This window comes from Streptomyces sp. NPDC002092, assembly GCF_053593775.1.
Genome location: NZ_JBSFDG010000010.1, coordinates 170,718 through 196,351 on the forward strand (window position 1 = coordinate 170,718; position 25,634 = coordinate 196,351).

Here is a 25,634-nt window from a genome sequence, read left to right on the forward strand (position 1 = left end):
GGCGTTCATGGAGCAGAGGTATCTCGGCCGGACCGGCCTTCGCGTGTCCCGCATCGGACTCGGCACGCTCACCTGGGGCAGGGACACCGACGAGCACGACGCCGCGGACCTCTTGAAGACGTTCTGGGAGGCCGGCGGGAGCCTGGTCGACACGGCGGACGTGTACGGCGACGGAGAGGCCGAATACCTGCTCGGACGCCTCATAGAAGGCCTGGTTCCGCGCCGGGACCTGGTGATCTCGACCAAGGCGGGCAGCGTGCCGGACCCGGACCGCCGGGTCGACGGCTCGCGCGGGCATCTGCTCTCCGCGCTGGACGCCTCGCTGACCCGGCTCGGCACCGACTATGTCGACGTCTGGCACATCCACGCCTTCGACCCGCACACCCCGCTGGAGGAGACTCTCCAGGCACTCGACCTTGCGGTCAGCAGCGGCCGGGCGCGGTATGCCGGCGTCTCCAACTTCTGCGGCTGGCAGCTCGCCAAGGCGGCGACGTGGCAGCTGGCGGCTCCCGGGCTGCGGACCCGGCTGGCGGGTACGCAGATGGAGTACTCGCTGCTGCAGCGCGGCGTCGAGCGCGAGGTGCTGCCGGCCGCGCTGGACCTGGGCATCGGCCTGCTGCCGTCCTCGCCGCTGGGCCGCGGGGTCCTGACGGGCAAGTACCGGGGCGAGGCCGTGCCGTCCGACTCGCGCGGCGCCTCCGAGCACCTGGCGCCCTTCGTCGCGCCGTACCTGGACGACACCGCGAGCCGCATCGTGGACGCCGTGCAGACCGCGGCGGACGGGCTCGCGGTGACTCCCCTCCAGGTCGCTCTCGCGTGGATCCGCGACCGGCCCGGCGTGGCCGCGCCCATCGTCGGTGCGCGCAACTCCCAGCAGCTCACGGCGGCATTGTCAGTGGAGGCCCTTAGTCTTCCTGACGAGATCTGCCGGGCGCTCGACGACGTGTCGGCGCCCGTGCACCGCTATCCCGATCACGACTGGAGCACGCTGTGAGCACGGAGCCCGAGCCCACCGAGGACGCAGAGAACGCCGAGCCGGGCACCGCGGGGCACGGCGGCGAGGGCACGACCGCGGCGGACGGGGACGGCGAGTCCGCCGCCCAACTCTCCGAGGCCGAGGCCGAGCTGGCGGCCCAGCGGCTGGAGCGGGAGCGTATCGAGCGGCGCAGGGCCGAGAAGGCGGGGCCGGTCGAGAGCGGCGCGAAGCTCAGCGGGAAGGCCGCCGATCTGCTGGCCGCCGTCCGTGCCGTGGAGAGCGGAGCGAAGCCCGTGGCCACCGTGTTCAGCGAGGCCGCTCCGCGCCGTCCCGCCCCCGAGCCGGTACGGCGTCCGCAGCCGACGCCCGCGACCGCTGCTCCCGCTGCTCCCGCTGCGGAGACCGTCGACGCGGTACGGCGCGTGCTGAGCGAGGGCGGCGCACCGGACGCGCTCGCACCGCAGGTCTCCGCCGCTCTCGGCGAGGGTGCACAGGACGTTCTGCGGGAGGACCCCTGGCTGCTGTTGCGCGTCGGTGGTGTGCGGCCCGAGCAGGCCGACGGCTTCGCGCGGGCGCTGCTCGGCGCGGAGTGCGGTCCGGACGACGAGCGGCGGGGCCGGGCGCTGACGGGGTGGCTGCTGGAGCAGGCGGCCCTCGCGGGGCACACGGCACTGGAGATGCCTGCGCTCACCGCGGCGCTGACCCAGCGGGGCGTGCCCGACGCCGACGCGGCCGTGCAGAGCGCTGTCGCGGAGGGCGAGGCCCTGGTCTTCCAGGACGCCCTCGACCCGACCGCTCCGGCACCGGAGACGACCGAGGAGGCCGAGGAGCGTCCGGTACGCATCCTGGTCGGCCTGGAGCGGTACGCGCTCGCGGAGGAGAGCCTCGCCGACGGACTGGCCCGCCTGATCAACTCGGTCCCGAAGGAGGACGGTTCGGCCGCGGCCTGGGAAGACGCCGCCGCCTCCGCACCGGACACCGCCGCCGAACTCGTCCGCGCGGTGGCGGACCACGGCCTGGTCCTGCACACCGGCGGCGAAGCATCCCTGACCGAACCTGCAGCACTGCTGCAGGCGGCCACCGCCCTCGGCCTGCGCGCCTGGGCGGCCACACACAGCCCGACCGGCCGCGACCGCTTCGCAGCGCTGTGCGCGGGGCGCCCCGTCGGGGCCGTGCAGGGCGGCGACGGAGGGAGCGGCTCGGTGCCGGGCGGCAACCCGGCGAGCGGCGCTCCCGCGGAGCCCACCGTGACGAGCAGCGGCACATCCAGTGGCCCGGCGGGGAACGAGCCTGCGGCCGGCGGCAGCACGGCGAGCGGGTCCGTGCCCGGAGGCTCTGCGGGGATCGGGGCTGCGCCGGGCGGCAACGCGGCGACTCGCACCGCAGCGGACCCCGCCCTGACCAGCAGCGGCACACCGAAAGGCCCCGCAGGGAACGAGACTGCGCCGGGCGGCCCCGGGGGCGCCCCCGGTGTCGCCACCGTCGCCGGGCTGCTCTCCGGTGACGAGGGGCCCGGGCGGGATGTGGACGGGGCGTTGGATCTGGATCTTCTCGTCGTGCTCGACGCGCCCCAACTGGACGTCGAGACGGGGGCCCTGCTCGTCGAGTCGTTGCCCGACGGTGCCCGGCTGGTGCTGGCCGGGGATCCGGGGGTGCTCTGGTCGGCCGGACCCGGGCGGGTGTTCGCCGATCTGCTGGCGGCGCGGGTCTGCCCCCGGATCGCCTCGCGGCGGCCGGACCTCGGCCCGCTGGGCGAGCTGGTCTCCGGCATCGGCGTCGGTGAGCTCAACCAGGTCGAGGCCCCCGGCAAGGAGGTCGTGATCGTCCCGGTGCGGGACGCGGGCGAGGCGGTCCACCGGACCGTGCAGCTCGTCGCCGACTCGGTGCCCCGAGCGTTCGGCGTGCCGCCCGAGCAGACCGTGGTGATCACTCCGGGCCACGGCGGCGCGGCCGGCACCCGAGCACTCAACGCGGCGCTGAAGGAGCGCCTCAACCCCGGCCCCGGCCGCTTCGGCGGCTTCGACCCCGGCGACCGGATCGCCTACTCCCCCGCACCGGGCCGTACGACAACGGGCAAGGTCGTGACGGCCGACGCCGCCGGGCTGCATCTGTCGTGTGCGGGCGCCTCCGTCGTCGTACCGAAGGAGCGGGTGGAGCAGTCCATGCGGCACGGGTGGGCGCTGACCGCGCACCAGGCGGTGGGCAGCAGGTGGCCCGCGGTGGTCGTGGTGCTGCCCGGGGACGCGGCACAGGCCCTCAGCCGGCCGTGGGTCTACACGGCGTTCGGCAGGGCGGACCGCCATCTCTCCGTTGTCCACGGGGTGGACCAGGCCCTTCCCCGAGCGGTGGCAGAGGTTCCGGCAAAGCCTCGCACGACGCGTCTGCCGCTACTACTCAGCACACAGATCCCGGCCACGGACTGACCAAGGGGCACGGCGGCCCCCTAGGGGCGCGGGGCTGTGTCGATTTGCGGCTCCGCCGCGTGGGCGTGACCAGCCGCAGTCGGCCCGCGGACGGACACCAACCGCACCAATCACGCACCAAAACGGCGGCGGCGTTCACGGAGATCATCCGTGAACGCCGCCGTAGAACGGTCTGGCCCCGCGCCGGCGGCCCGCGCTAGCGGTCCGCGTCCAGTGGCTCCAGGTCCTCGTCGCCGTCCAGGTCGGTGTCGAGTTCGTCCTCGAGGTCGTCGTCGTTCACGCCGGCGAGGCGGCCGTCGTCGATCTCGTCGTCGAAGACCGCGCTGACGTCGAAGCGGCAGACCACCCGCTGGGGATCGATCTGCTCGAACGGCGCCTCCAGCCAGTCGCCCGGCTCGGCCGGTTCGTCCGCGGCGGTCACCCAGAGCGTGGAGTCGCCCTCCTCGAGGCCGAACTCCTTGTGCCGCGAGGCGATCTCGTCCGGTTCGAACTCCCCGAACAGCACGCCCAGCGCCCCGTGCACGGTCGCGGAGGTCTCCGCCCCCCGTCCGTCGTCGTCCGCCGCCTCCACCCGCTGCGCCTGCGCCAGCAGCCGGTGCTGGTCCGCCACGGCGTAGTCGCGGCGGATCAGCACACTCAGCGCGTTCGGCTCCTCGGGGCCCGTGTACGGCGGCAGCGTGTCCTCCGCCCCCGGGATCTCGAAGGGCGTGACCTCGTCGTAGCGGTCGTAGAGCAACTCGTCGTACGTCTCGGCGGCCGCGGCGAGCTCGTTGAACGCCTCGTAGACGGCCTGGTCGTCCTCCCCGGACCTGCGTTCGACCGCGGCCAGGTGACGGTCGAGCGCGGTCTTGACCGCCTCGGCGGCGGCTCGTACCTCGGCAGCGGTGGGCTGCGCAGCATCAGACATAGTGCAGACGCTATCCGTACCGGGCCCCAGCCCGCACAATAGATGCGATGCCGGAATACGAATTTGTCGACGTGTACGTACCGCGCGGGGTGTCCCGCAAGGACGCCACACGCCTGCTGACGGACCATGCCGAGTACGGACACTGGGAGTTGGACCGTCTGAGCCTGCTGCGCGACGGCAGCCGCAGGGTGCGGTTGCGCCGGCGGATCATCCGCCAGGTGCGGGCCACGTGGTGAGCTGAGGCGAGGACGAGGACGACGGAAACGGAGCGGGCCCCGCCAGCACAGGGCTCGCTCCGTTCTGCGCACCGTAGGGGAAGTTTGCGGTGCTTGGCGTGGAGATGCGCCGGTTCAGACCGAAGCGCGCGCCTTGCGGTACATGACCGCGCCCGCAAGCAGCGCCCCGGCGCCCACCGGGAGCACGAGGCCGATCGGCAGGTCACTGCCGGTGTGCGCGAGCTGTGCGTCGCCCTGCGGCTGGGTCACCGTCTGGGTGCCCGGGTGGTTGGTGTGCGAGGAGCCGCCCGGCGTGCTCGGGTTGCCGGGGTGGTTCGGGTTGCCCGGGTGCCCAGGGGTGCCCGGGTGGCCGGGGTTGCCCGGGTGACCGGGATGACCCGGGTTACCGGGGTTGCCGGGGTGCCCCGGGTTCCCGGGCGGCGGCGTCTGGTGGCCGCCACCGGGAGGCGTCGTGTGCCCGCCGCCCGAACCGCCGTTGGTGCACTCGTTCTCCTCGGCGGAGTTGCCGATGCCGACGAGGTCGACGGTGTTGCCGCAGACGTTCACCGGTACGTCGACCGGCGCCTGGACGGTGTTGCCCGAGCCGATGCCGGGCGAGTCGCTGGAATGTCCGCCGGCGTGGGCTCCGCCGCCGGAACCGCCGTGCCCGCCGCCCTCGTTGCTGCACTCGTTGCCGCGCGCCGGGTTGAGCAGTCCGACGATGTCGACGGTGTTGCCGCAGACGTTCACCGGCGCGTCGACGGGCGCCTGGACGGTGTTGCCCGAGCCGATGCCGGGCGAGTGACTGGAATGTCCGTTGGCCTGGGCTCCGCCGCCGGAACCGCCGTGCCCGCCGGACGAGCTGCCGCCGCCCCCGTTGCTGCACTCGTTGCCGCTCGCCGGGTTGAGCAGTCCGACGACGTTGACCGTGTTGCCGCAGACGTTCACCGGCACATGCACCGGCGCCTGCACCGTGTTGCCGGACAGTACGCCGGGCGAGTCCGAAGCGGAGCCGTTCGCGCCCGAGTCTGCGTGGGCGTAGCCGCCCGCCGCGGCGAGCACGCCGGTCGCCGCCATCACGGTCATCAGGCCCTTGCGGGTGACCTGTCGCATTGCTGAATTCTCCCTGCCTTCATTCCTGACCTGGAATCCCGCGAAATTCCGCCTGGAAATTCGCGAAACGGCCTGTCGGCTCCGGAGCGCATGGCCGCGCTCCGGAGCCGACGGGCGTGAACGACCCTCAGCGGGTCGACATCACTTGTTGATGCAGGTGTTGCCGAAGGCGGGGTTCAGCAGCCCGATCACGGAGATCGTGTTGCCGCAGACGTTCACGGGGACGTGCACGGGCACCTGAACGACGTTGCCGGAAGCGATACCCGGGGAGTGCACCGCGGCACCCTGAGCACCGGCGTCGGCGACGGCCAGGCCCGCACCCGCGAGAACCAGACCACCAGTGGCAGCCGCAGCAGCGACGACCTTCTTGAGCATTATTCCTCCTTGTTGGCAAAAGCGATCTCGTGTTGCTGATCGCATTACCTGTAACGAGGAGGAAGTAATGGAGCTACGAGCTGATGGTCGCATTCACCCTTCTCGGGCCCGTTCCGTACGCACGGCCGATTACGAAGGTCACGAGGCGTCGATGAAGCGGTCCAGCACGCGCACGCCGAACTTCAGGCCGTCGACCGGCACCCGCTCGTCGACACCGTGGAACATGCCGGCGAAGTCCAGCTCCGGGGGCAGCTTGAGCGGCGCGAAGCCGAAGCCGCGGATGCCCAGCTCGTCGAAGGACTTGGCGTCCGTGCCGCCGGAGAGCATGTACGGGATCGCCTTGGCGGCCGGGTCCTCGGCCACCAGCGCGGACTGCATGGCGTCCACCAGCGCCCCGTCGAAGGTGGTCTCGACAGCCTTGTCGGCGTGCACGTCCTCGCGGCGCACCGTGGGCCCGAGGATCTTGTCCAGGTCGGCGAGGAACTCCTCCTCGAACCCGGGCAGGAAGCGCCCGTCGACATGCGCCGTGGCCTCGCCCGGGATGACGTTGACCTTGTAACCGGCGCCCAGCTGCGTGGGGTTGGCGGTGTTGCTGAGGGTCGCGCCGATGAGCTTGGCGATGCCGCCGAGCCTGGCCAGGGTCCCCTCCATGTCCTCCGGGTCCAGCTCGGTGCCGAGCGCGTCGCCGAGTTCGTCGAGGAAGGCCCGGGTGGTCTTCGTCACCCGTACCGGGAACTTGTGCCGTCCGAGCCGCGCGACGGCCTCCGACAGCTCGGTGATGGCGTTGTCCCGGTGGATCATCGACCCGTGCCCGGCGGTGCCGGCCACGGTCAGCTTCATCCAGTGCATGCCCTTCTCGGCCGTCTGGATCAGATAGAGCCGGCGCTGCTCGTTGACCGTGAAGGAGAAGCCGCCGACCTCGCTGATCGCCTCGGTGACGCCCTCGAACAGGTCGGGGTGCTTGTCGACGAGGTGCCGGGCGCCGAACGTGCCGCCCGCCTCCTCGTCGGCGAGGAAGGCGAGGACGATGTCGCGCGGGGGCCGTCGCCCGCTGCGCAGCCGGTCGCGCACGACCGCCAGGGTCATCGCGTCCATGTCCTTCATGTCGACGGCCCCGCGGCCCCACACGCAGCCGTCGGTGACCTCGCCGGAGAAGGGGTGGTGGGTCCAGTCGTCGGCGTTGGCCGGTACGACGTCGAGGTGGCCGTGGATGAGGAGCGCGGGCCGTGACGGGTCCTCGCCCTCGATCCGGGCGACCGTGGAGGCCCGGCCCGGGTACGACTCGAAGATCTTCGATTCGAGACCCACCTCGGCGAGCTTCTCCGCGACGTACTCGGCCGCCTCCCGCTCACCAGGCCCGGAATGGTCGCCGTAGTTGCTGGTGTCGATCTGGATCAGCTCGCGGCAGAGGTCCACGACCTCGTCCTCGCCGGTGACGCCCCTGGCCGTGTCCGTCTCGCTCACGCTGCTTCCTCCCGCTGTCACTGCTGGTGGTTCCCCTCATCCTCCCTCTCCGCCCGGCCGCTCCCCAAGACCGGACCCTGCCCGTCACACGCCGTTCACGCCGGACGGGGGTGACCGGGGACGTCTCGAAAGCCTGGTAATGTTTCCTTCGTCGCCGCGGGGGAAACCCCGCACGACAGACACCTTGTCCGGGTGGCGGAATGGCAGACGCGCTAGCTTGAGGTGCTAGTGCCCTTTATCGGGCGTGGGGGTTCAAGTCCCCCCTCGGACACCAGTCGAAGCCCCGGCCGCTCAGCGGCCGGGGCTTTCGCGTATGAGAAGCCAGCTGTGCGGACCCACTCCTCACCTACGGTGTGGGGCATGTCTCTCGGGAGTGAAACCCCCAGGTCACCGAGGGTCGAATGGTTTCCGTCAGCGCCCGAACAGCCCTCCCGGATGGCCGATCAGCCGTCCCGAACCTAGCGTCGTACTAAAATTTCCGGCTTGTTACGGAGCTGGACCCGGACAACCCCAGGCAGACCTGCGGGCCCGCCAGCGCCCCGGAGGCTTCCGGGATCGAGACGCGAGGACCGGATGGCAGCCATAGACGAGAGCAGCGCTCTCGGCCTGCTCGACGATGAGCTCAGCGCAGAGATCCACCAGCAGTTCGGCGACACCGCACGTTTCTCCGGAGGTCAGGCGGCCTCACCGCGCACACTCGTCGACATCTTCGACGCATCCGTGCGGTCCTACCCGGACGAGCTCGCCCTGGACGACGGCACTAACCGTCTCACTTATCGGGCGCTGGCCGCCGAGGTGGAGCAACTGCGCCGGCGCCTCGCCGCGGCCGGGGTCGGGCTCGGGGACCGCGTGGGTGTGCGGGTTCCCTCCGGCACCAATGGCCTGTACGTCGCGATCCTGGCCGTCCTCGCCGCCGGTGCCGCCTATGTCCCTGTGGACGCCGAGGACCCCGACGAGCGGGCCGAGCTGGTGTTCGGGGAGGCGGACGTCCGGGCGGTCGTCGGCGCCGGGCACGACCTGACCGTCACCGGGCGCAGCGAGGTCCCCGCCGCCCGGCCCGGTGTCGAGCACGACGCGTGGATCATCTTCACGTCCGGTTCCACGGGGAAGCCCAAGGGCGTCGCGGTCAGTCACCGCAGTGCCGCCGCGTTCGTGGACGCCGAGGCCGCGCTGTTCCTCACCGACGACCCGATCGGTCCTGGTGACAGGGTCATGGCGGGTCTGTCGGTGGCCTTCGACGCGTCCTGCGAGGAGATGTGGCTGGCGTGGCGTTACGGCGCCTGTCTGGTGCCGGTGCCGCGCTCGCAGGTCCGCAGCGGCGCCGACCTGGGCCCCTGGCTGGTCGAGCAGGAGATCACCGTCGTCTCCACGGTCCCGACGCTCGCCGCGCTCTGGGAGCCCGAGACCCTGAACGACGTCCGTCTGCTGATCTTCGGCGGCGAGGCCTGCCCGCCCGAGCTGGTGCAGCGGCTGGTGACGGAGGGCCGTGAGGTCTGGAACACCTACGGGCCGACCGAGGCCACCGTCGTCGCCTGCGCCTCGCTCATGTCCGGCGAGGAGCCGATCCGTATCGGGCTGCCGCTGGACGGCTGGGAGCTGGCCGTCGTGGACGAGGCCGGTGAGCCCGTGCCGATGGGCGGCAGCGGGCAGCTGGTGATCGGCGGGGTCGGACTCGCCCGCTATCTCGACGCCGAGAAGGACGCGGAGAAGTACGCGCCGCTTCAGTCCCTGGGCTGGGAGCGTGCCTACCGCAGCGGTGACCTGGTCAAGGCCGAGCCTGAGGGGCTGGTCTTCCTCGGGCGGGCCGACGAGCAGATCAAGCTCGGCGGGCGCCGCATCGAGCTGGGCGAGGTGGACGCGGCCCTGCAGGCGCTGCCGGGTGTCGCGGGTGCCGCGGCCGCGGTGCGCACCGCGCGCAGCGGCAACCAGCTCCTCGTCGGCTATGTCGTCACCCAGGACGGCTGGGACCACGCGGCCGCCGTGGAGAAGCTGCGCGCGGAACTGCCTGCCGCGCTCGTGCCGCTGATCGCCCCCGTCGAGGACCTGCCGACCCGTACGTCCGGCAAGGTCGACCGCAACGCGCTGCCCTGGCCCCTGGAGGGCCTGGAGACCGGCGGTCCGGCCGAGCAGCTCTACGGCACCGAGGCGTGGCTGGCCGAGCAGTGGACGGAGGTCCTCGGCATCCCGGTCACCAGCGCCCGCGACGACTTCTTCGCGATCGGCGGCAGCAGTCTGGCCGCCGCCCAGCTGACCACACGGCTGCGTACCCGCTACCCGAGCGCCGCCGTCCTCGACATCTACCAGCAGCCCACCCTGCGCAAGCTGGCCCGCCACCTGGAGAAGTCGGCGCAGGACGACGGCGGCCGGCGCACCATCACCCCGGTGCCGACCCGCGCCAAGGTGCTCCAGCTGCTGCTCCTCGTGCCGCTGTTCACGCTGCTCGGCCTGCGCTGGACGGTGGCCCTGGCCGCGGCCGGCAACCTGCTGCCCGGCTACTCCTGGCTGCCGACCGCCCCCTGGTGGCTGGTCGCCACCGGCGCGGTGCTGCTGTTCAGCCCGCCCGGCAGGCTCGCGATCGCCGCGGGTGGCGCGCGACTGCTGCTGCGGGGCGTCCAGCCCGGCCGCTATCCGCGCGGTGGCAGTGTCCATCTGCGCCTGTGGACCGCCGAGCGGCTGGCCGAGTTCAGCGGGGCGACCTCGCTGACCGGCTCCTGGCTGGAACGGTACGCGCGGGCGCTGGGCGCCAAGATCGGCCAGGACGTCGACCTGCACTCGCTGCCGCCGGTCACCGGCCTGCTGAAGCTGGGCCGGGGCGCGGCCGTGGAGTCCGAGGTGGACCTGTCCGGCTGGTGGCTGGACGGCGACCGCCTGGAGATCGGCCAGGTCAAGGTGGGGGCGCACGCCACCGTCGGCACCCGCAGCATCCTCTTCCCCGGCGCCCGCGTCGGCAAGCGGGCCGAGGTGGCCCCCGGCTCGGCCGTCACCGGCCAGATCCCCACCGGCCAGCGCTGGGCAGGTGCGCCCGCGGTCAAGCTCGGCAAGGCCAAGCGGAACTGGCCCAAGGAGCGCCCGCAGCGCGGCACGTACTGGCGCGTGATGTACGGCCTGACCGGCCTCGCCCTGTCCGCGCTGCCGCTGCTGGCGGGCGGTGCCGCGTTCCTCGTGGCGTACGTCTTCATCGACGCCCACGCGCCGCTGCGCGGTGCCGCGCTCGCCCTCGTCCCCGCCACGCTGGCCTTCGGGCTGGCGTACGCCCTGCTGATCCTCGTCGCCGTGCGGCTGCTGAGCCTGGGCCTGCGCGAGGGCACACACCCCACGCACAGCAGGATCGGCTGGCAGGCCTGGACGGTCACGCAGCTGATGGACCGCTCACGGGAGACGCTGTTCCCGCTGTACGCGGGGCTCGCCACCCCGGTGTGGCTGCGGCTGCTGGGGATGAAGATCGGGCGGGGTGCGGAGGTGTCGACGGTGCTGGCGCTGCCCAGCCTCACAACCGTCGGTGAGGGCGCGTTCCTGGCCGACGACACACTGACCGCGCCGTACGAGCTCGGTGGCGGCTGGATGCGGATCGGGCGCGCGGAGATCGGGCGGCGGGCCTTCCTCGGGAACTCCGGGATGACCGCGCCGGGGCGGAGCGTGCCGGACGGCGGGCTGGTCGGCGTACTGTCCGCCACCCCGAAGAAGGCGAAGAAGGGCAGCTCCTACCTGGGGCTGCCGCCGGTGAAGCTGCCGCGGAACGCCGAGACGGGCGACCAGAGCCGGACCTACGACCCGCCGGCGCGGCTGCTGTGGGCGCGCGGCCTGGTGGAGCTGTGCCGGATCGTGCCGGTGTTCTGCTCGGCCGGCCTTGCCGTGCTGACGGTGGCGGCTCTGTGCCTGCTGGGGCCCTGGGCTCCTGTGCTGTCGGGTCTGGTGCTGCTCACCACGGGCGCCGCGGCCGCCGTGGTGTCGTTCGTCGCCAAGTGGCTGCTCGTGGGGCGGCACCGCACCGGGGAGCACCCGCTGTGGAGCGGCTTCGTGTGGCGCAACGAGCTGGCGGACACGTTCGTCGAGGTCGTGGCCGTGCCCTGGCTGGCCGGTTCGGTGCCCGGTACGCCGCTGATGACCGCGTGGCTGCGCGGCCTCGGCGCCAAGATCGGCAAGGGCGTGTGGGTGGAGAGCTACTGGCTGCCCGAGACCGACCTGGTGACCCTTCAGGACGCGGCCACCGTGAACCGCGGGTGCGTGCTGCAGACGCACCTCTTCCACGACCGGATCTTGCGGACGGATACTGTTGTACTCCGTGAGGGCGCCACGCTGGGCCCTGGCGGGATCGTGCTGCCCGGCAGCACGATCGGGGCCCGCACCACCCTGGGTCCCGCGTCGCTCGTCATGGCCGCGGAGTCCGTCCCGGACGACACCCGCTGGCTCGGCAACCCGATCGAGGCATGGCGTCCCTGAGCGCGGGCCACACGGAGTCGGTGAGCGGTGTACCGGCGGACCGGAGTGGCACGACGGCGCAGGGAGCAGAAGCGGCAGTGGCAGTTCAGCAGACGGCGGGCTCGGACCCGTACTTCCCGGAACACGGTGACCCCCGTTACCGGGTGCACCGGTACGAGCTCACGCTGGACTACCGCCCGGGCCCGAACCGGCTGGCGGGCGCGGCCCGGATCAACGCCATCGCGGGCCGCTCGCCGCTGACCGAATTCACCCTCAACCTCTCCGAGTTCAAGATCGGCCGGGTCCGGGTCGACGGCCGTCAGCCGCACTACACGCACCGCGGCGGCCGCCTGCGCATCCGCCCCGCCAAGCCGGTCCGTGCCGGTGCCGCCTTCACCGTCGAGGTGCACTGGTCGGGCAACCCGAAGCCGGTCCCCAGCCCCTGGGGCGGGCTCGGCTGGGAAGAGCTGGAGGACGGGGCGCTGGTGGCGAGCCAGCCGATCGGGGCGCCGTCCTGGTATCCGTGCAACGACCGGCCCGCCGACAAGGCCGCGTACCAGATCTCGATCACCACGCCGTCCGCGTACGCGGTGGTGGCGGGCGGCCGGCTGCTGACCCGTACCACGAAGGCGTCCACGACGACCTGGGTGTACGAGCAGTCCGCGCCCACGTCGAGCTATCTGGTGGGCCTCGCGATCGGCAAGTACCAGACGGTGCTGCTGGGCGACCCGGGGCCGGGCGGAGTACCGCAGCACGGGCACATCCCGGCGCATCTGCTGCCGGAGTTCTCACGGGACTTCGCGCGGCAGCCGCAGATGATGGACCTGTTCCAGGAGCTGTTCGGGCCCTACCCCTTCGACGAGTACGCGGTCGTCGTGACCGACGAGGAACTCGATGTCCCCGTCGAGGCACAGGGGTTGTCGCTGTTCGGCGCCAACCACGTGGACGGGGCGCGGGGTTCGGAGCGGCTGGTGGCGCACGAGCTGGCGCACCAGTGGTTCGGCAACAGCGTGTCCATAGCCGACTGGCGGCACATATGGCTGAACGAGGGCTTCGCCAAGTACGCCGAGTGGCTGTGGTCGGAGCGCTCGGGCGGCCGCAGCGCCCAGCAACTCGCCGCCGCCGCCCACCGGTTGCTGTCCTCGCAGCCGCAGGATCTCCGACTGGCCGACCCGGGCCGCAAGTCGATGTTCGACGACCGGCTCTACGAGCGCGGCGGCCTGACCGTGCATGCGGTGCGCTGTGCCGTGGGCGACGACGCCTTCTTCCGGATGCTGCGCGGCTGGACGGGGCTGCACCGGAACGGAGCCGTGACGACCGCGACGCTCATCGCGCACGTCAACCGGTACGCCGACGAGCCGCTGGACGACCTGTTCGAGGCCTGGGTGTACGGCGCTGCGCTGCCGCCCCTGCCCGCGCAGATCCCGGCCCGTCCGGCGCACCCGCCCACCAACGCCGAGTCGGCGTAGGAGGGCGGGTGACGCGGGCTCTCAGATCGCGGGCACCTTCAGCTTGTCCCAGCTGACCTTGCCCGGAATGCCGTCCGCGTCCCTGCCCTTGAACCCCAGCTTGCGCTGCCAGGCCTTGTAGGACTCGCGGTCGGCGTCGCTCCACTCCGGGCTCGGCCCCTCCTCGTAGTGACCGCAGCCCTCGGCGACCAGGCGTCTGCCCATGGCCGTGATGACCGCGGACTTCTGCCCGTCGTGGAAGAAACCGGCGCCCGGGAAGGGTGCGTACGACGGCTTCGACGGGGTCGGGCCCGGTTCGGGCGCCGGGGACCTGCCGGCCAGCCGCTCGGCGATCCGCCTGCGCATGCCGTCCATGGTGAACCCGCGCGGATCCACCTTGCCGGGCTGCCACTCCTTGTGGCCGATGACCGACCGCTCGCTCCAGCCGTGATGGCGGCAGACGGCGGCGGACACCTTCTCGACGGCCTCCAGCTGCGCCTCGGGCCAGGGGTCCCGGCCGTCGCCGAGGTTGATGCACTCGAAGCCGTAGAAGTGCCGGTTGCCGTCGGTGTCGGCCTCGTTGTCGTGCGGCAGCGTCGTCTCGTCGATGACGGCACGCAGTACGTCGTGGTCGCCGAGGCCCGCGTGGTTGGCGCGGCCGTAGCCGACGAGGTGGATCTCGCCCCGCTTGTCGATGACGCCGTGGCAGAGGGGGCCGGGCAGGGCGGTGTAGCCGTTGTAGCAGAGATTCACGGAGCTGTCGGTACCGGAGGTGGCGGTGTGGTGGATGACCACTCCGTTCACCGGGCCCCAGGGGCCCTTCGTATTGCGGTTGTGGGTGCGCCAGTTGCCCACCTCGTGGACCGTCAGGCCCTCCGCGCGCAGGATCTGCAGGAACTGGGATGCGCTCATGGGGGTGGCCATCACACGCCCTCTCCCACTGCTGCCTCCGCTTCCGCGGTGGTCTGCGACCTCCCGTGCGAGGGGTCCTCGGCCGCCAGCTCCTCACGGCGTGCCTGGGCCTCCGCCGCAAGGGTCGCCTCGTCCGTGGCGGGCATGCTGCCGGCCAGCGGGCGGAAGCCGAAGCGCAGGTCGACGGCGCCCTCCTCGCCCTTGACCAGGGCGAGCGGGGCGAGGTGGCGGGTGATGCCGGCGGGCCCCTGGAGCAGCGGGCGGCGCGCCGGGTCGGTCGGCCATTCGACGTTGCCGGTGGCGGTGCGCGCGGGGATCAGCCAGTGGTCGCCGGTGCGGTAGCCGCCGCCCTTGGCGAAGTACACCTCGACGCCGTCCTCCAGGGGCAGCCACTCCCCCTCGGTCACCGGCACCGCGCCGCCCTTCAGGGAGGTGGAACGCCCCTGGCGGCGGGGCCCCTCCTGGTGGTCCCAGCGGCGCAGGAACGGGTTCAGGTCGGGCCGGCGTCCGACGCCCGGCTCGGGCTCGGCGGACAGCCGGACCCGGCGGCCGGGCAGGTCCAGTTCCTCGACCCGCAGCAGGGGCAGGGCCTCCAGACGCGAGGAATACGCCGTGTCCGTGAACTCGACGAAGTCGCCGACGTCCAGGTTCAGCTTGTCGTCGTGGCCGAGCGACGCCAACTGCACCCACGTACCGTCGAGTTCGTCGACCGGGAAGACGACCGAGCCGTTCTCGCGGGACCACTTGAAGGTGGCGTCCTTCGCCTCGCCGCCCGTGTGCACCTCGACGCGGTAGAGCTGGTTCTCCGTTCCGCGGTAGCGGGCGTCGGGCCTGACCAGGCACGGGTCCTCGTCGGCATGGTCGGGCCGCCGGCTGCGGGCGGCCAGGCGAGCGGAGGACAGGGACTGCTTCTTCGCCCAGTTGTCGAAGGCCGCGCGGACGACGTCCTTCGACAGGTCGCTGTCCTCGATCGCCAGCTCGGCGAGGGAGAGCGGCAGTACCTGCCAGACCACCTTCACCCGGGCCGCGGTGTCCGGCATCGCGGCCCCCAGGGCGACCTCGCGCAGCGCGGGGTCCTCGGCGGCGGTCACGGACCGCTCCCACACGTTCAGGTAGACCACGAACGGCGTCTGGGCGGGCGAGGGCAGCCGGTCGCCGGGCCTCTCCGGGTCGCGGTAGGCGTCGGGCTGGTCCCAGTACGTCCAACGGTCAGGCGGTGTCGGCGTGTCCTCGTCGTGCGCGTCCTCATCGGGTACGGGCACTCCGGGCGCGGGCCTGGTCGCGTCGAGCAGGACGCCCTCGACGTAGTAGCGGCCGGGGGAGATGTGGAGGGTGTCGATGTCGTGCTTGCCGCCCACGTAATCGATGTGGAAGCCCGCGATGTCGCGGCCCGCCGCGTCGCGCGGCCCGCCGTGGCGGCCGATCAGGTCGGCGGCGAGGGTGCGGGCCTGGTGGAGCTGGATCGCGGTCTGCTCGTTGGTGTCGGCGTCGAGCTGGACACGGCCCTGCTGGGCGACGACCGCGGAGTAGTGCCGCTCCGGCCGGAAGGTGAGACGGGAGAGATCAGCGTGCATGAAGGGGGTCCCCCTGGTTCAGGATTCTGCGGGTGGGTCGTACGGCGGCACTGCTCAGGTCACGAAGAAGATCCCGGCGTCCGCGCCCGCGGGCGTGTACTCCGCGAGCCGCGCCCGCAGACCGTCCTCGCGCTGCGGCCGGTACAGATCGTGGAAGGCACCCATCTCGGCACCGTCGTCCGCGCCGCGCCTGATCTCCTCGGGACCGCGGTCGGCAAGCTGCCCGTACCAGGGCGTCCCGTAGCGCACCGACGCGAACAACGGCCGTACGGCGGTGCAGCGATGCCGTCGGGGCGTGCGCGAGCCGGCCGGGACGTACGAGTAGCGCAGGCAGCCGATTCCGCGCCGGGCCACGTTCAGCCTGCCGGTGAGGACGGAGTTCTCGGCGATCTCCACCGCATGGGTGTGGACTTCGCCGATGACGGTGGTGCGGTGCATGTGGAGCACGGCGTGGGCGTGGCGGCAGTCCGGGGCGGACAGGGCCTCGCGGTCGTGTCCGGTGGCGTCCAGGATGCTGTCGCGGAGGTGGATGTCGAGGGGGTCCTCGCTCACCTCGTCGCCGATGACCTCGATGGTGCCGAGGATGCTGTGCTCGATCTGCAGACAGGCGGTGGTGCGGTCCAGGACGATGCTGGGTTCCTCGGGCGAGTGCGGTTCACACTCGGGCTCCAGGGACCAGCCGGGTACGAGGGTGCTGTGCCGTACGACGACGGCTCCCATCGGCCCGGTGACGTTGATGCCGCGCCCGGCGACCAGCAGCCCGTCGAGGACGATCCGCGGCCGCTCGTGCGGCGCGCAATCGTCCTGCACGGCACGGACGTTGAGGGCGTCGGGCCGGTTGCTGTACCAGTCGAGCAGCCGGATCACCGGCCGGGTGCCCTCGGCCGCGCGCAGCTCCAGCCGGTCGCCGGGGTCGAGGTCGAAGTCCAGCTGCTCCTGGTAGGCGCCGCTGTGGGTGATCTCGATGATGCCGTCGGGGCCGATGCTGCCTGCCCGCCGGTCGTGCTGCCAGGCCCGGTAGGCGTCCATGATCTGGCGGTACGGCTGTCCCGGGCCGACGCGGTAGAAGGTCGCGTCCGGCCGGTCCACTCGGTCGGGTCGCTGGTACTCGCCGCCGCCCATGTCGTCGCCGTACGCGTAGTGGTGGTCCACCCACACGCCCTGCCGGGGTGCGGACCGCGACCCGAACGCGATCCGCCCGAGTTCCGGGTCGACGGCGATCTGCCCGCGCTTGGGCCGGTAGCGCCAGTCGGTCAGGTCCGCGACCACGATGTCGGACGGCGGTACGGGCTTGTCCTCGCCGTCGCGCCGGATGACGAAGCTCTTGCCGGGGCCGTAGTAGTCAAGGAGCCGGTCGTGGAGCAGACGGCGGGTGATGAACGCGGGGACGTTGTCGACGGTGGCGATGTGTGTGGGCGAGGGCTCCGGGACGGGCTTGGTGACCAGGGGGCTGTCGTTGCCCAGGATCGAGAAGGTGTACAGGTTGCGGGCGCGGTCGATGCAGTACGCCGGGGAGGACGTCAGCGAGTACGCCTTCAGCCGCCAGACGAAGAGGGCGACTCCGGCCGGACTCCAACCGCCTTGACTGCGCGCCGAGTTGGCGCGGCGGACGTCGACCGTGCGGGCCGTGGTGTCGAAGGGGCCGCCCTGGAGGGCGAGCGCCGAGCCGTCCCGGAGGTCGAGGAGACGGCCCCTGCCGGTGCCCCGGTACAGCTTCACCGACTGGTTGTGGGCGACGAGCCGCGACAGCTCGACGGCGCGGGCGGGATACCCGGCGACCTGCTCGGACAGCTCCTCCAGCAGGTGCAGCGTGCCCTTGCGGCGGCGGTTCGCGACGGTGGCCGCCACGTCCGCGCGCGGCGCGACGGCCTCGGCGAGCGCGGCACGCCCGCCCTCGTGCAGACCGGTGGTGAGAACGCGCTCGTAGCCGGGCAGGGTGCGGTAACCGACGAGGTCGCCGAGGTAGGGCAGCACCCAGGGTGCCGCCGTCTCCACGAACAGGTCCTCGTAGCCCTGCTCCACGCCGTCGCGGACCCGGTCGAGCTGCTCGGCGATCACCGCGAGGAGCGCGCGCAGCGGCTCGCCCTCCTCGGCGTCGCGCAGGAGGTGCCAGCGGGGCAGCAGGGCGGCGAGACCGTCGGGCTCCCGGGAAGTCACCGGTGCTTCCGTATCGAACCGGACATCCGTCGAATGCGCGGCCATCACTTGACCTCCGTGAGGATGAGGGTGTCCGCGGCCCGCGGGGACAGCAGGGCCAGCTGGGCGGGGCGGATGCCGCGGAAGACGTACACCGACCGGCCCTTCGCCAGGCGCCTGGTGTCGGTGATGTCGGGGTTGAGGCGCAGGAGTTCGGCGAGCGGGATGCCGTAGCGGGCGCAGACGGACGACAGGGTCTCGCCGTGCTCGTCGCGGACGATGTGGATCTTCTCGTCGTACGCAGCCGGGTGCGCGGGCACGCTGGAGCGGGGCTCGCCGGGGTCGGTGAGCAGCTCGGCCAGCTCCGCGGGGGTGGCGGAGGCGGGGACGCCGGTGAAGACGTCCACGTCCACGTAGTCGACGCCGGGCACGGTGTGGGCGGTGGCGAGGAGGTCGGAGAGCCGGGCGGGCTGCCCCAGCTCCCGTCCCTCGTAGCCGAGGCGCCGCAACAGTGCTGCCCGCAGCCGGGGTTCGACGTACTCCCACGCGTGGTCCCGGGCCACCTTCACCTTGGCCGCGACGAGCAGCAGGACCAGCTCGCGCACGTCCACGCGGACGGTCAGGTCGCCGTCGCCGTACTCGGTGAGCGCCCCGCGCAGGGCGCGCAGGGTGTCTGATCCCTGACTGTCCCCGTCGAGCGGCACGTCGTCCGTGCCCGCGACGGTCACGTGCAGTACGCGCCGCCGCCCGTCGAAGAGTTCGCGCGCGGCGGCCCGGCCGATGCCGGCGCGGGAACGGGCGAAGTCCTCGTAGTCGGCCGGCGAGACGAGCCGGTCCAGGGCGGAGACGGCGAGGGGGATCGTACGGCGGGTCAGGCCGGGACCGTCGGCGTCCGCGCCGCCCGTGGCCGGGCGCGGGTTGGTGACCGCGGTGACGCCGAGCGGGCGGGTGAGGGGCTGGGTGATCCGGTTGGCCGGGATGTTGGCCGCCTTGCCGGTGCCGAAGCGGTAGCGGGCGTGGACGTTCTCGTGGCCGCTGGGCAGTCGGGCGCCGTGGATGCCGTCGCCGAAGGTGACCGTCGTACGGCCGTCGGAGGCGGTGCCGGCGATGTACACGCGCTCGCGCGGTCCGCATCCGGCGAGGCTGTCCACCTCGTGCCAGAGCACCCCGTCGACCCGGATCTCCAGCACCGGAGTGGCGCCGAGGGGATTGTCGTCGGCGAGCCAGGTCAGCGGGGACTGCCAGAGGGCGAACGTCTGGCCCGCGCGGTCCAAGTCACCGCTGCCGATGGCCTCCTCCCGGCTCTCACCATGGGTGGCCTCGACGACATTGCCCAGGATGCGGACCGTCTCGCGGCGGTAGCGGTGGGCGAGATCCGCGGTCAGGGTCAGACGGGTGTGGACACGGTCATCGGGCAGCTGCGGGTCCACGGCGGCATCGGCGGCGGCGATCGTGACGACCTCGTCGGCGGTCACCCCGGTCGTCCCGGGGATGTCGCTGCGCTCACCCGCGACGACGAGCAGCCGCCCGGGACGCAGTCCGTCGTACAGCTCGTCGAGTTCGATCTCGTTGCCGTGCACGTCCTCGCCGAGCGGCTCGTCCGCCGGCCGCAGCGGCTCGCTTCCGGCATACACGGTGGTGTCGCGGATGTGCGAGAGCAGCACGTCGAACTCGTCCAGCCAAGGGTCGGCGAGGGTGAGTTCGGTGCCGCGGCCGGTGATGCCGTAGTTGGAGTACGCCGCCGTACGCGCCGCCACGACCTGGGTGGTGACGAACGCGAGCTTCGGGTCGCCGGGTATGCCGTCCTGGGCGCCCTTGGCCGGACGCCGGATGGCAACCCAGCTCCCGACGGTGATGCTCGTGTGCACGCTGTCGAGCTGCAGCACCCGGCGGTTGACCGGCGCCGGCTTGCCGGCGATGACGATCTCGACGTTCGGCTCGGTGCTGCCCACCGTGTAGCGCAGGCTCACCTCGTACTCGCCGTGGGTGAACTGCACGGGGACACCGGGCCGCAGGGGCACGTCCTGCGCGGTCCCGTTGTTGACACCGACGTGGACCAGCCCGTCGTCGCCCGGACGGGACACCGTCAGGGTGCGCTCGGGCAGGCCGTCGCGGAGGTGGATGCTGACGGCGGGCTCCTGGCCGGAGCCGCTGGAGAGGTCGACATGCCCGGGACCGAGCCCGAAGTTGACCTGCTGAGCGAGCGGCAGCGTCACGGCCCGCTGGTCGGAGCTGTTCCCCTCCACATACTGGAACTCCGCCCGAACCGGCTCCTTGCCCGCGGTGTCGTACACGACCCGCATCCCGGTCAGCACGGCCCCCGTGAGCGGCCAGTCGGCGGACCGGATGACCCGGCCCTTGTCGTCCTGGACGGGCTTGAGGGGCGCGGTGGAACCGAAGGGGGCGGCGGTGATGCGCATCGCGAGCAGGGCGCGCAGGAGCTGGGGCGAGCCGGGGGCGGCAGCCTTGCGCCAGGCGGGGTAGAGGCTGCCGAGGGAGGGGTTGAGGGCGCGGAGGAGACGGGCGGTGTCGGTTCCGGGGAGCTGGGCGCCGTTACCGGTCGGCGAGGCAGGAGGCTGGGCTCGCAGAGCGGGAAGGACAGCCGCCAGGGCATGAAAAGCAGCGGCGCGGGTGTCGCTTTTAAGGGGCGCGGGGAACTGCGCGACCAGCCCAGACGCACCCGCAGACACCAGACCCCCCTTCGTGGCACTCTCACCGGTCTGGACCGGGGCCGACTCCATTGCCCGATGGCCAAGTTCATGCAGAACAGCCTGCAGTTGCTCAAACCAGGCAGAGACATCCCCCCACGGCCCCGCCAACACCTGCGCCTCGCCGAGCCGCGCAACGGGCTCCACCAGCACAGCCGCAAGCCCCTCCGGCGTCTTCACCCCGTCCAAAGCCACCCGCAGGGGCGCCAGAACCTGGTCCTCGAAGTCCTCGATCAAGCGGCTGACAGGCCGCGGATTCGGCACCTCCGGCGTAGGCGGCTCATCCCCCGGCTCCCCCGGAGCCACAGGCTCGGCAACCCACCGCCGCACCTCGTCGACAAGCTCCCTCAACGACGGCGGCACGGACTCCGGCAGCGAGATGGCCGTGACGTCCTCGTCCCGATCAACCCGCACACCAGCGACCGGCAGCAACTTCCGCTCCCCACCGGCCTGCTCCCCGAACACGAAGAGCAACTGATCGCCGGTCTGCAGGGAGTTCGCGGTGCCCTCGACGAACAGCTCGGACCGCCGTTCGAGATCGTCGGGCGTCACCAAGGACGGCCGACGCCTGCGCACCTTCAGCTCGTTGAAATCCCAGCGGGCGCTGAGGTCCCGGCTGGTCTCGAAGGTCAGCGACTCCTCGTCGGCCGAGGCGGGCACGCTGTGGGCGCGCGCGCCGCGCGGGATCACGACGGGCAGTGTCTCCGCCCGCGGATCACGTTCGAGGGTGTACGCGAGATGGGTCGCGGCGGCGACACCGGGCCGCGGCCGGTGTCCCACCAGCCGCCCCAGCAGCACCAGTGACCGGTGCTCGTTGGCCGTACGGAGATACGCCTCGTCGGCGATCCGCTCCGAGTGGAAGGTGAGCAGGTCACCGAGGACGGCGGTGGCGTCGAGCAGCCCGATCGCCGGGTCGTCCGGGGTGCGGACCGTGAGCCCCTCCAGCGCCGGGTACGCGGGCGAGGCTAGCCGGTCGAGCAGGGCGGCCAGGAAGGAGCCGTACTCGCCGACGCGGTAGTCGAGGGCGGTGCGCCCGGGCGGGTTGTGCGGCGGGGCGGGCGCGAGGCGCTCGTCGTGGCCGCCGCAGCCGCAGGTGCACTCATCGGTGGCGGTCATCGGGCCGCACCTCCCAGGGATATCGCCAGCAGGCCGTTCTCCGGCCGGTCCGGGTCGTTGTCGCAGGTGGCGATCTCCAGCGGGCCGAGCCGCAGCACGCCGTCCTCCCTCTCTCCTCGGTCCTGTTCGAACAGCCGCCGCAGCCGGGTGACCTGGACGCTCTCCACGCCCGGTACGGCCGCGGCGACGGCGACCAGTCGGCTGAGCCGCACGGGTTCGCCGAAGGTCAGCGCGTCCGGGTGGAAGAACCCGAGCCACCCGTCGGCCAGTCGGCCGCTGCCGAGCACGCGGTACAGCTCGGCGAGGATCTGCCCGTGCTGGTGGCCCGGCTTGGCGCACACGGTGAGCGCGATGTCGAGCGGTACCAGGCGGGCGGGGCCGACCACGAGGTCGTGGCCGATACGCCGGTACCCCTCCAGGGACTGCTCGACCTGCGCGAGCAGCACGGCCGACGGGTCGGCGCTGCCGTATGCGTCGATCGCGATGTGGGCCTCCTGGACGCTGCCGGTCCAGCGGATCTCGGCGGCGGCGCGCTGCACTCCGGGGAGCTGGGCGGCGAGGGCCGCGTAGTCCTCGGCGGTGACCGCGCGCAGGCGGGTGCGGCGCAGGTCGAGCGGCGCCAACTGGCGTGCCTGCTCGACCGGTTCGGGCTCGACGCCGCCGGTGGCGGGCAGCGGGTTGCGGACCACGGCGGCCGGCGGCTGTGCGCAGTCGCTCTGGATGACCAGGTGGTTGATGGCCTCGGCGCCGACGTTGCCGGCGATGCCGCCGCCGAGCCGGTAGTGCAGGGCGAGGCGGGCGCCCGGCTTCGGCTTCGCGCCGTGCCGCCCGTCGCCGAAACGCAGGGCGATACGGCCGTCGTCCTCCAGCTCGCCGACGAAGTGCCGGTCGCGGGGTCCGCTGTGCAGCAGGTCGCGGCGGGGCAGCCAGGTCAGGTCGCCGTCCTCGACGCGTACGGCGGGCAGGGCGCGGCGCGGGTCCTGGGCGAGCGCGGCGGCCGCGGAGCCGCGCAGCACCGGCTCGTCGGGGTGCAGTCCGGCCGCGTACGCCGGGCCCCAGCTGTGGGCGATCTCCCAGGCGATGTGCCCGTCGAGGACGGTGCCCGCGCGGGCCCGGGAGGCGAGGACGGCCAGGCGCCGCAGCTTCGTGTCGAGCAACTCGTCGTTGCGGTGCAGGAGTTCCCGCAGGGCACGCACGGGATGCGCCCGCAGCTCGAACCGCTCGATGACCTTCAGGCCGTAGATGACGGTGAGTTCGTCGATCTCCTCGTCCCCGAGTCCGTCGCGGTCGCGGGCGCTGCGCCACAGTTCGACGAGCCGCTGCCGGACCGCTCCCGGGATCGCGGCGATCCGCGCGGCCTGCCCGGCGGCCACGGCCTGCGCGTCGGGGAAGGCCACCGCCTGCACGACGGGTGTACGCGTCAGGACGGGCCGCAACCGCGGCCGGATGCCCGGGTAGACGGACTGTGCGAGCAGGGTGCGCAGGGCTGCCGCCTGGGCGTACGCCGTGCCGGGCACCACTCGCTCGTGCCGCTGACCGGCGCGCTCAAGGCCGATGCCGGCACGGACGGTCGCCGCCTCGCCGACCACCGCGAAGAGTTCCCGGACATCGTCGGGTACGAGGGCCTCCGCGCTCTCCGTCTTGTCCGTGAGGGCGTTGATCAGCCGAGCCGGGGCGTTGCCCTCCTCGCGGTCGTAGCAGCCGAAGGCGGGAGGGGCGCACGAGGCGACCACGGCCGGCTCGGGCGGCACGGTGGCCGTCTGCGGGAGGCCGGTGAGGGTGCGGCCGTGGTCGACGAGGACGACGTTGCCGCGGGCCAGGGTCACGTCCTCGACGGGCAGGCAGTCGCGGCCGCCGCGCGTGGCGAGGCAGAACGGGAAACGCAGGGCGTCCTCGGCGGCCCAGGTGACCTCCAGGACCGGCTGGTCCTCGATGAGGTCGATGCCCGGGGTGACGGAGGTGAGGCGCACGGCCTGCCGGTGGCTCGGGTCCTGGTCTCCCGGGGTGCCGGTGCGCGGGCCCTTGACCTCCTCCAGGACCAGCAAGTCACCAGGGCGCAGGGCGAGTCGGCGGTCGCGGCAGGTCTCGGGGTCGTCCCACTCGTCGCGCAGGGTGGCGGAGGTGGCGCCCTTCGGCAGGGTGCGGACCTCGCCGCCCCAGGTCCACAGGCGGATCGCGTTGTGGGCGACCTTCAGCTCCAGCGGGTCGGCGGCGACGACCGGTTCGAAGACCTCGACCGAGCCGCGCTCGTCCAGGTCGCCGAGGTCGTTCTCGTCGATGACCGTGCCCGGTTCGGGCCGGTCGTGCGGGTCGAGGGCGCGGACGTCGACGGAGGCGAAGCGGAAGGTGCCCGGGGCGAGTGTGGTGTCGCCGCCGGTCTGCACGGTGACATAGGCCCGTGCGGTGCAGCCGTCGTGCATCGCGTAGTCGATGAGCCGGACGTGCCGCCTCACGGAGACCCGGCGGCGCGCGGTGTCGAGGTAGGCCTCGGTGGCCACCGCGTCCTGCTGATAGCCGATCTGGTCGCCGGTGTACGCGAGCAGCTCGACGAGCGTCACGCCCAGGTCGGCGGGGTTGCGCTCGACCCAGTCGGGGGTGGTGAGCGCCAGCCGGTCCAGGAGCAGCTTGCGGATGGTGTCGTAGTCGCGGGCCGTGTAGTCGACGACAGGTGCGGCGGGGAAGGCCTCCGGCTCCGGCTCGTCGTCCTTGCAGTCGAAGGGGGTCGGGCGGTCGGGCCGGAAGGAGAAGGTGGCGCGGTGGTAGCGCTGGTCGAAGCCGCGGAAGGGTTCGGTTCCCGGGCGGCCGTACGGGTCGGTCTCGACGAGTGCGAACACGTACCGCGAGGTGTCGCCGGCCCGGTCGAGGGTGACGTAGAGCCGGTCGTCGAGTTCCGGGTCCTCCTCGCGTTCGACGCTGACGTCGACGGCGGTGATGCCGGTGATGCGGCGGCCGCCGTCGATACGGACGTTCTCGGGGCCGAGTCCGTGCGGGGCCTTGCCGAGGAAGGTGACGGTGAGCAGCAGCCCGTCGTCACTCACCTCCACCGCGTCGACTCCGTTGAGTTGGGCGGCTCTCACCTTGGCGCGGCGGGAGGTGGTCGTGTCCGTGCTCATGCCGCCCTCCCTTCGAAGACGTCGTCGGTCCGGGCTCCGGTGGCCCGCAGGACGTACGACAGATGGACGCGTACGGCGTTCTCGTCGCCGGCGACGTCCAGGGCCACGACGTCGATGAGGTCGCCGAGCCAGCGCTGGAGCGAGGCCTGTACGGAGAGTTCGAGGGTGCTGACCAGCTCGGGGCTGTTCGTCGCGAAGACGAGATCGAGGAGTCCGCAGCCGAAGTCGGGGCGCATGACACGCTCCCCCGGGCTGGTGAACAGCAGCTGCTCGATCAGGTCGTGGACGTGCGCGGCGTGGCGGGCGTGTGCGGTGCGGCCGCGGCGGTCGGCGTGGAAGGGGAACGCGATGTCGGTGCGCGGCTGTCGGCGTGTGGCACGGCTCATCGGACGGTGACCTTTCGCTGTGCGGCCTGGACCACGGGCGGTCCCTGCGGCACGAGGGCCGCGCTGAAGCACTGGGCTGCGGAGGTGTCGAGCAGCACGGGCGCGCCGCCGACCGTGACGCCGCTGCCGCCGGCGGTCCAGCGGACCGACACGCACGGCGAGGGCACCCCGGCGACGGTGTGCGGGCAGCCGGTGACGACGTAGGTGTGCGCTCCTGTGGCGACGGCGGCGCCCCCGATGCGTACGCCGCCGGAAGGTGTGGTGGCGGCGGTGACCCGGCCGCCGTGCGGGCAGCCGATCACGGCGCTCGCGTCGAGCAGACTCCCGGACAACTTCTCTTCTCCCCCGT

16 protein-coding genes and 1 tRNA gene are annotated in these 25,634 nt (G+C 72.5%); 6 read left to right on the forward strand and 11 right to left on the reverse strand.

The window, feature by feature from the left end; genetic code table 11:
• Positions 1 to 7 precede the first annotated feature (7 nt).
• Both ACWCRD_RS23990 and ACWCRD_RS23995 read left to right on the forward strand, forming a co-directional pair.
• Positions 8 to 994 (forward strand): aldo/keto reductase, encoded by a 987-nt coding sequence (locus tag ACWCRD_RS23990; RefSeq protein WP_450967819.1) that lies wholly within the window; start codon positions 8 to 10, stop codon positions 992 to 994.
• On the forward strand, positions 991 to 3,399 hold the full coding sequence (locus tag ACWCRD_RS23995; RefSeq protein WP_450967820.1) for a helix-hairpin-helix domain-containing protein: 2,409 nt from the start codon (positions 991 to 993) through the stop codon (positions 3,397 to 3,399). Before ACWCRD_RS23990 ends, ACWCRD_RS23995 begins: the two co-directional genes overlap by 4 nt.
• A 196-nt stretch (positions 3,400 to 3,595) precedes the next feature.
• On the opposite strand, the gene ACWCRD_RS24000 is transcribed toward ACWCRD_RS23995, so the two are convergent.
• Positions 3,596 to 4,306, reverse strand: a complete 711-nt coding sequence (locus ACWCRD_RS24000; protein ID WP_365840994.1) for a hypothetical protein — start codon at positions 4,304 to 4,306, stop codon at positions 3,596 to 3,598.
• A 47-nt stretch (positions 4,307 to 4,353) separates the two neighbouring features.
• Between ACWCRD_RS24000 and ACWCRD_RS24005 the strand changes: the two genes are divergently transcribed.
• Complete coding sequence (locus tag ACWCRD_RS24005; protein WP_005485166.1) at positions 4,354 to 4,542, forward strand: DUF5703 family protein; 189 nt, start codon at positions 4,354 to 4,356, stop codon at positions 4,540 to 4,542.
• 114 nt (positions 4,543 to 4,656) lie between these two features.
• Here the strand turns inward: ACWCRD_RS24005 and ACWCRD_RS24010 are convergent, their stop codons facing one another.
• From ACWCRD_RS24010 to ACWCRD_RS24020, 3 genes are all read right to left on the reverse strand, one after another.
• On the reverse strand, positions 4,657 to 5,634 hold the full coding sequence (locus ACWCRD_RS24010; protein WP_450967821.1) for a chaplin: 978 nt from the start codon (positions 5,632 to 5,634) through the stop codon (positions 4,657 to 4,659).
• A 141-nt stretch (positions 5,635 to 5,775) separates the two neighbouring features.
• Positions 5,776 to 6,009: a chaplin ChpH gene (chpH, locus tag ACWCRD_RS24015; protein WP_030947654.1), complete on the reverse strand. Its 234-nt coding sequence runs from the start codon at positions 6,007 to 6,009 to the stop codon at positions 5,776 to 5,778.
• Between the two features lie 138 nt (positions 6,010 to 6,147).
• Positions 6,148 to 7,473 carry a M20/M25/M40 family metallo-hydrolase gene (locus tag ACWCRD_RS24020; protein ID WP_450967822.1) on the reverse strand — a complete coding sequence of 442 codons (1,326 nt, stop codon included), beginning with the start codon at positions 7,471 to 7,473 and terminating at the stop codon, positions 6,148 to 6,150.
• Between the two features lie 186 nt (positions 7,474 to 7,659).
• Between ACWCRD_RS24020 and ACWCRD_RS24025 the strand changes: the two genes are divergently transcribed.
• From ACWCRD_RS24025 to ACWCRD_RS24035, 3 genes are all read left to right on the forward strand, one after another.
• A tRNA-Leu gene (locus ACWCRD_RS24025) sits at positions 7,660 to 7,747 on the forward strand.
• A gap of 299 nt (positions 7,748 to 8,046) precedes the next feature.
• Entirely contained in the window at positions 8,047 to 11,913 is a 3,867-nt protein-coding gene (locus ACWCRD_RS24030) for a Pls/PosA family non-ribosomal peptide synthetase (RefSeq protein WP_450967823.1), read from the forward strand.
• A 77-nt stretch (positions 11,914 to 11,990) separates the two neighbouring features.
• Positions 11,991 to 13,361, forward strand: coding sequence for a M1 family metallopeptidase (locus tag ACWCRD_RS24035; protein WP_450967824.1), 1,371 nt, complete (start codon positions 11,991 to 11,993; stop codon positions 13,359 to 13,361).
• 21 nt (positions 13,362 to 13,382) lie between these two features.
• Here ACWCRD_RS24035 and ACWCRD_RS24040 read toward each other — a convergent pair whose 3' ends face one another.
• Genes ACWCRD_RS24040 through ACWCRD_RS24070 form a run of 7 tightly spaced genes read right to left on the reverse strand, consistent with a single transcriptional unit; the run spans position 13,383 to position 25,617 of the window.
• Positions 13,383 to 14,264 (reverse strand): peptidoglycan-binding protein, encoded by an 882-nt coding sequence (locus ACWCRD_RS24040; protein ID WP_450967825.1) that lies wholly within the window; start codon positions 14,262 to 14,264, stop codon positions 13,383 to 13,385.
• On the reverse strand, positions 14,264 to 15,826 hold the full coding sequence (locus ACWCRD_RS24045; protein ID WP_450967826.1) for a DUF6519 domain-containing protein: 1,563 nt from the start codon (positions 15,824 to 15,826) through the stop codon (positions 14,264 to 14,266). The genes ACWCRD_RS24040 and ACWCRD_RS24045 overlap by 1 nt, the downstream gene beginning before the upstream one ends.
• 54 nt (positions 15,827 to 15,880) lie before the next feature.
• The gene (locus ACWCRD_RS24050) at positions 15,881 to 18,028 is read right to left on the reverse strand and encodes a hypothetical protein (protein ID WP_450967827.1); all 2,148 of its coding nucleotides are present in this window, start codon (positions 18,026 to 18,028) and stop codon (positions 15,881 to 15,883) included.
• Positions 18,028 to 21,786, reverse strand: coding sequence for a putative baseplate assembly protein (locus ACWCRD_RS24055; protein ID WP_450967828.1), 3,759 nt, complete (start codon positions 21,784 to 21,786; stop codon positions 18,028 to 18,030). The genes ACWCRD_RS24050 and ACWCRD_RS24055 overlap by 1 nt, the downstream gene beginning before the upstream one ends.
• Entirely contained in the window at positions 21,783 to 24,899 is a 3,117-nt protein-coding gene (locus ACWCRD_RS24060; RefSeq protein WP_450967829.1) for a putative baseplate assembly protein, read from the reverse strand. Before ACWCRD_RS24060 ends, ACWCRD_RS24055 begins: the two co-directional genes overlap by 4 nt.
• Positions 24,896 to 25,285, reverse strand: a complete 390-nt coding sequence (locus ACWCRD_RS24065) for a GPW/gp25 family protein (protein WP_450967830.1) — start codon at positions 25,283 to 25,285, stop codon at positions 24,896 to 24,898. Before ACWCRD_RS24065 ends, ACWCRD_RS24060 begins: the two co-directional genes overlap by 4 nt.
• Complete coding sequence (locus ACWCRD_RS24070) at positions 25,282 to 25,617, reverse strand: hypothetical protein (protein WP_450967831.1); 336 nt, start codon at positions 25,615 to 25,617, stop codon at positions 25,282 to 25,284. The genes ACWCRD_RS24065 and ACWCRD_RS24070 overlap by 4 nt, the downstream gene beginning before the upstream one ends.
• Between the last annotated feature and the right edge of the window lie 17 nt (positions 25,618 to 25,634).

Coding starts and splice junctions, on each gene's coding strand:
- ACWCRD_RS23990 (WP_450967819.1), top strand. CDS start 8: ATGGAGCAGAGGTATCTCGGCCGGACCGGCCTTCGCGTGTCCCGCATC.
- ACWCRD_RS24000 (WP_365840994.1), bottom strand. CDS start 4,306: ATGTCTGATGCTGCGCAGCCCACCGCTGCCGAGGTACGAGCCGCCGCC.
- ACWCRD_RS24005 (WP_005485166.1), top strand. CDS start 4,354: ATGCCGGAATACGAATTTGTCGACGTGTACGTACCGCGCGGGGTGTCC.
- ACWCRD_RS24010 (WP_450967821.1), bottom strand. CDS start 5,634: ATGCGACAGGTCACCCGCAAGGGCCTGATGACCGTGATGGCGGCGACC.
- chpH (WP_030947654.1), bottom strand. CDS start 6,009: ATGCTCAAGAAGGTCGTCGCTGCTGCGGCTGCCACTGGTGGTCTGGTT.
- ACWCRD_RS24030 (WP_450967823.1), top strand. CDS start 8,047: ATGGCAGCCATAGACGAGAGCAGCGCTCTCGGCCTGCTCGACGATGAG.
- ACWCRD_RS24040 (WP_450967825.1), bottom strand. CDS start 14,264: ATGGCCACCCCCATGAGCGCATCCCAGTTCCTGCAGATCCTGCGCGCG.
- ACWCRD_RS24045 (WP_450967826.1), bottom strand. CDS start 15,826: ATGCACGCTGATCTCTCCCGTCTCACCTTCCGGCCGGAGCGGCACTAC.
- ACWCRD_RS24050 (WP_450967827.1), bottom strand. CDS start 18,028: ATGGCCGCGCATTCGACGGATGTCCGGTTCGATACGGAAGCACCGGTG.
- ACWCRD_RS24055 (WP_450967828.1), bottom strand. CDS start 21,786: ATGACCGCCACCGATGAGTGCACCTGCGGCTGCGGCGGCCACGACGAG.
- ACWCRD_RS24060 (WP_450967829.1), bottom strand. CDS start 24,899: ATGAGCACGGACACGACCACCTCCCGCCGCGCCAAGGTGAGAGCCGCC.
- ACWCRD_RS24065 (WP_450967830.1), bottom strand. CDS start 25,285: ATGAGCCGTGCCACACGCCGACAGCCGCGCACCGACATCGCGTTCCCC.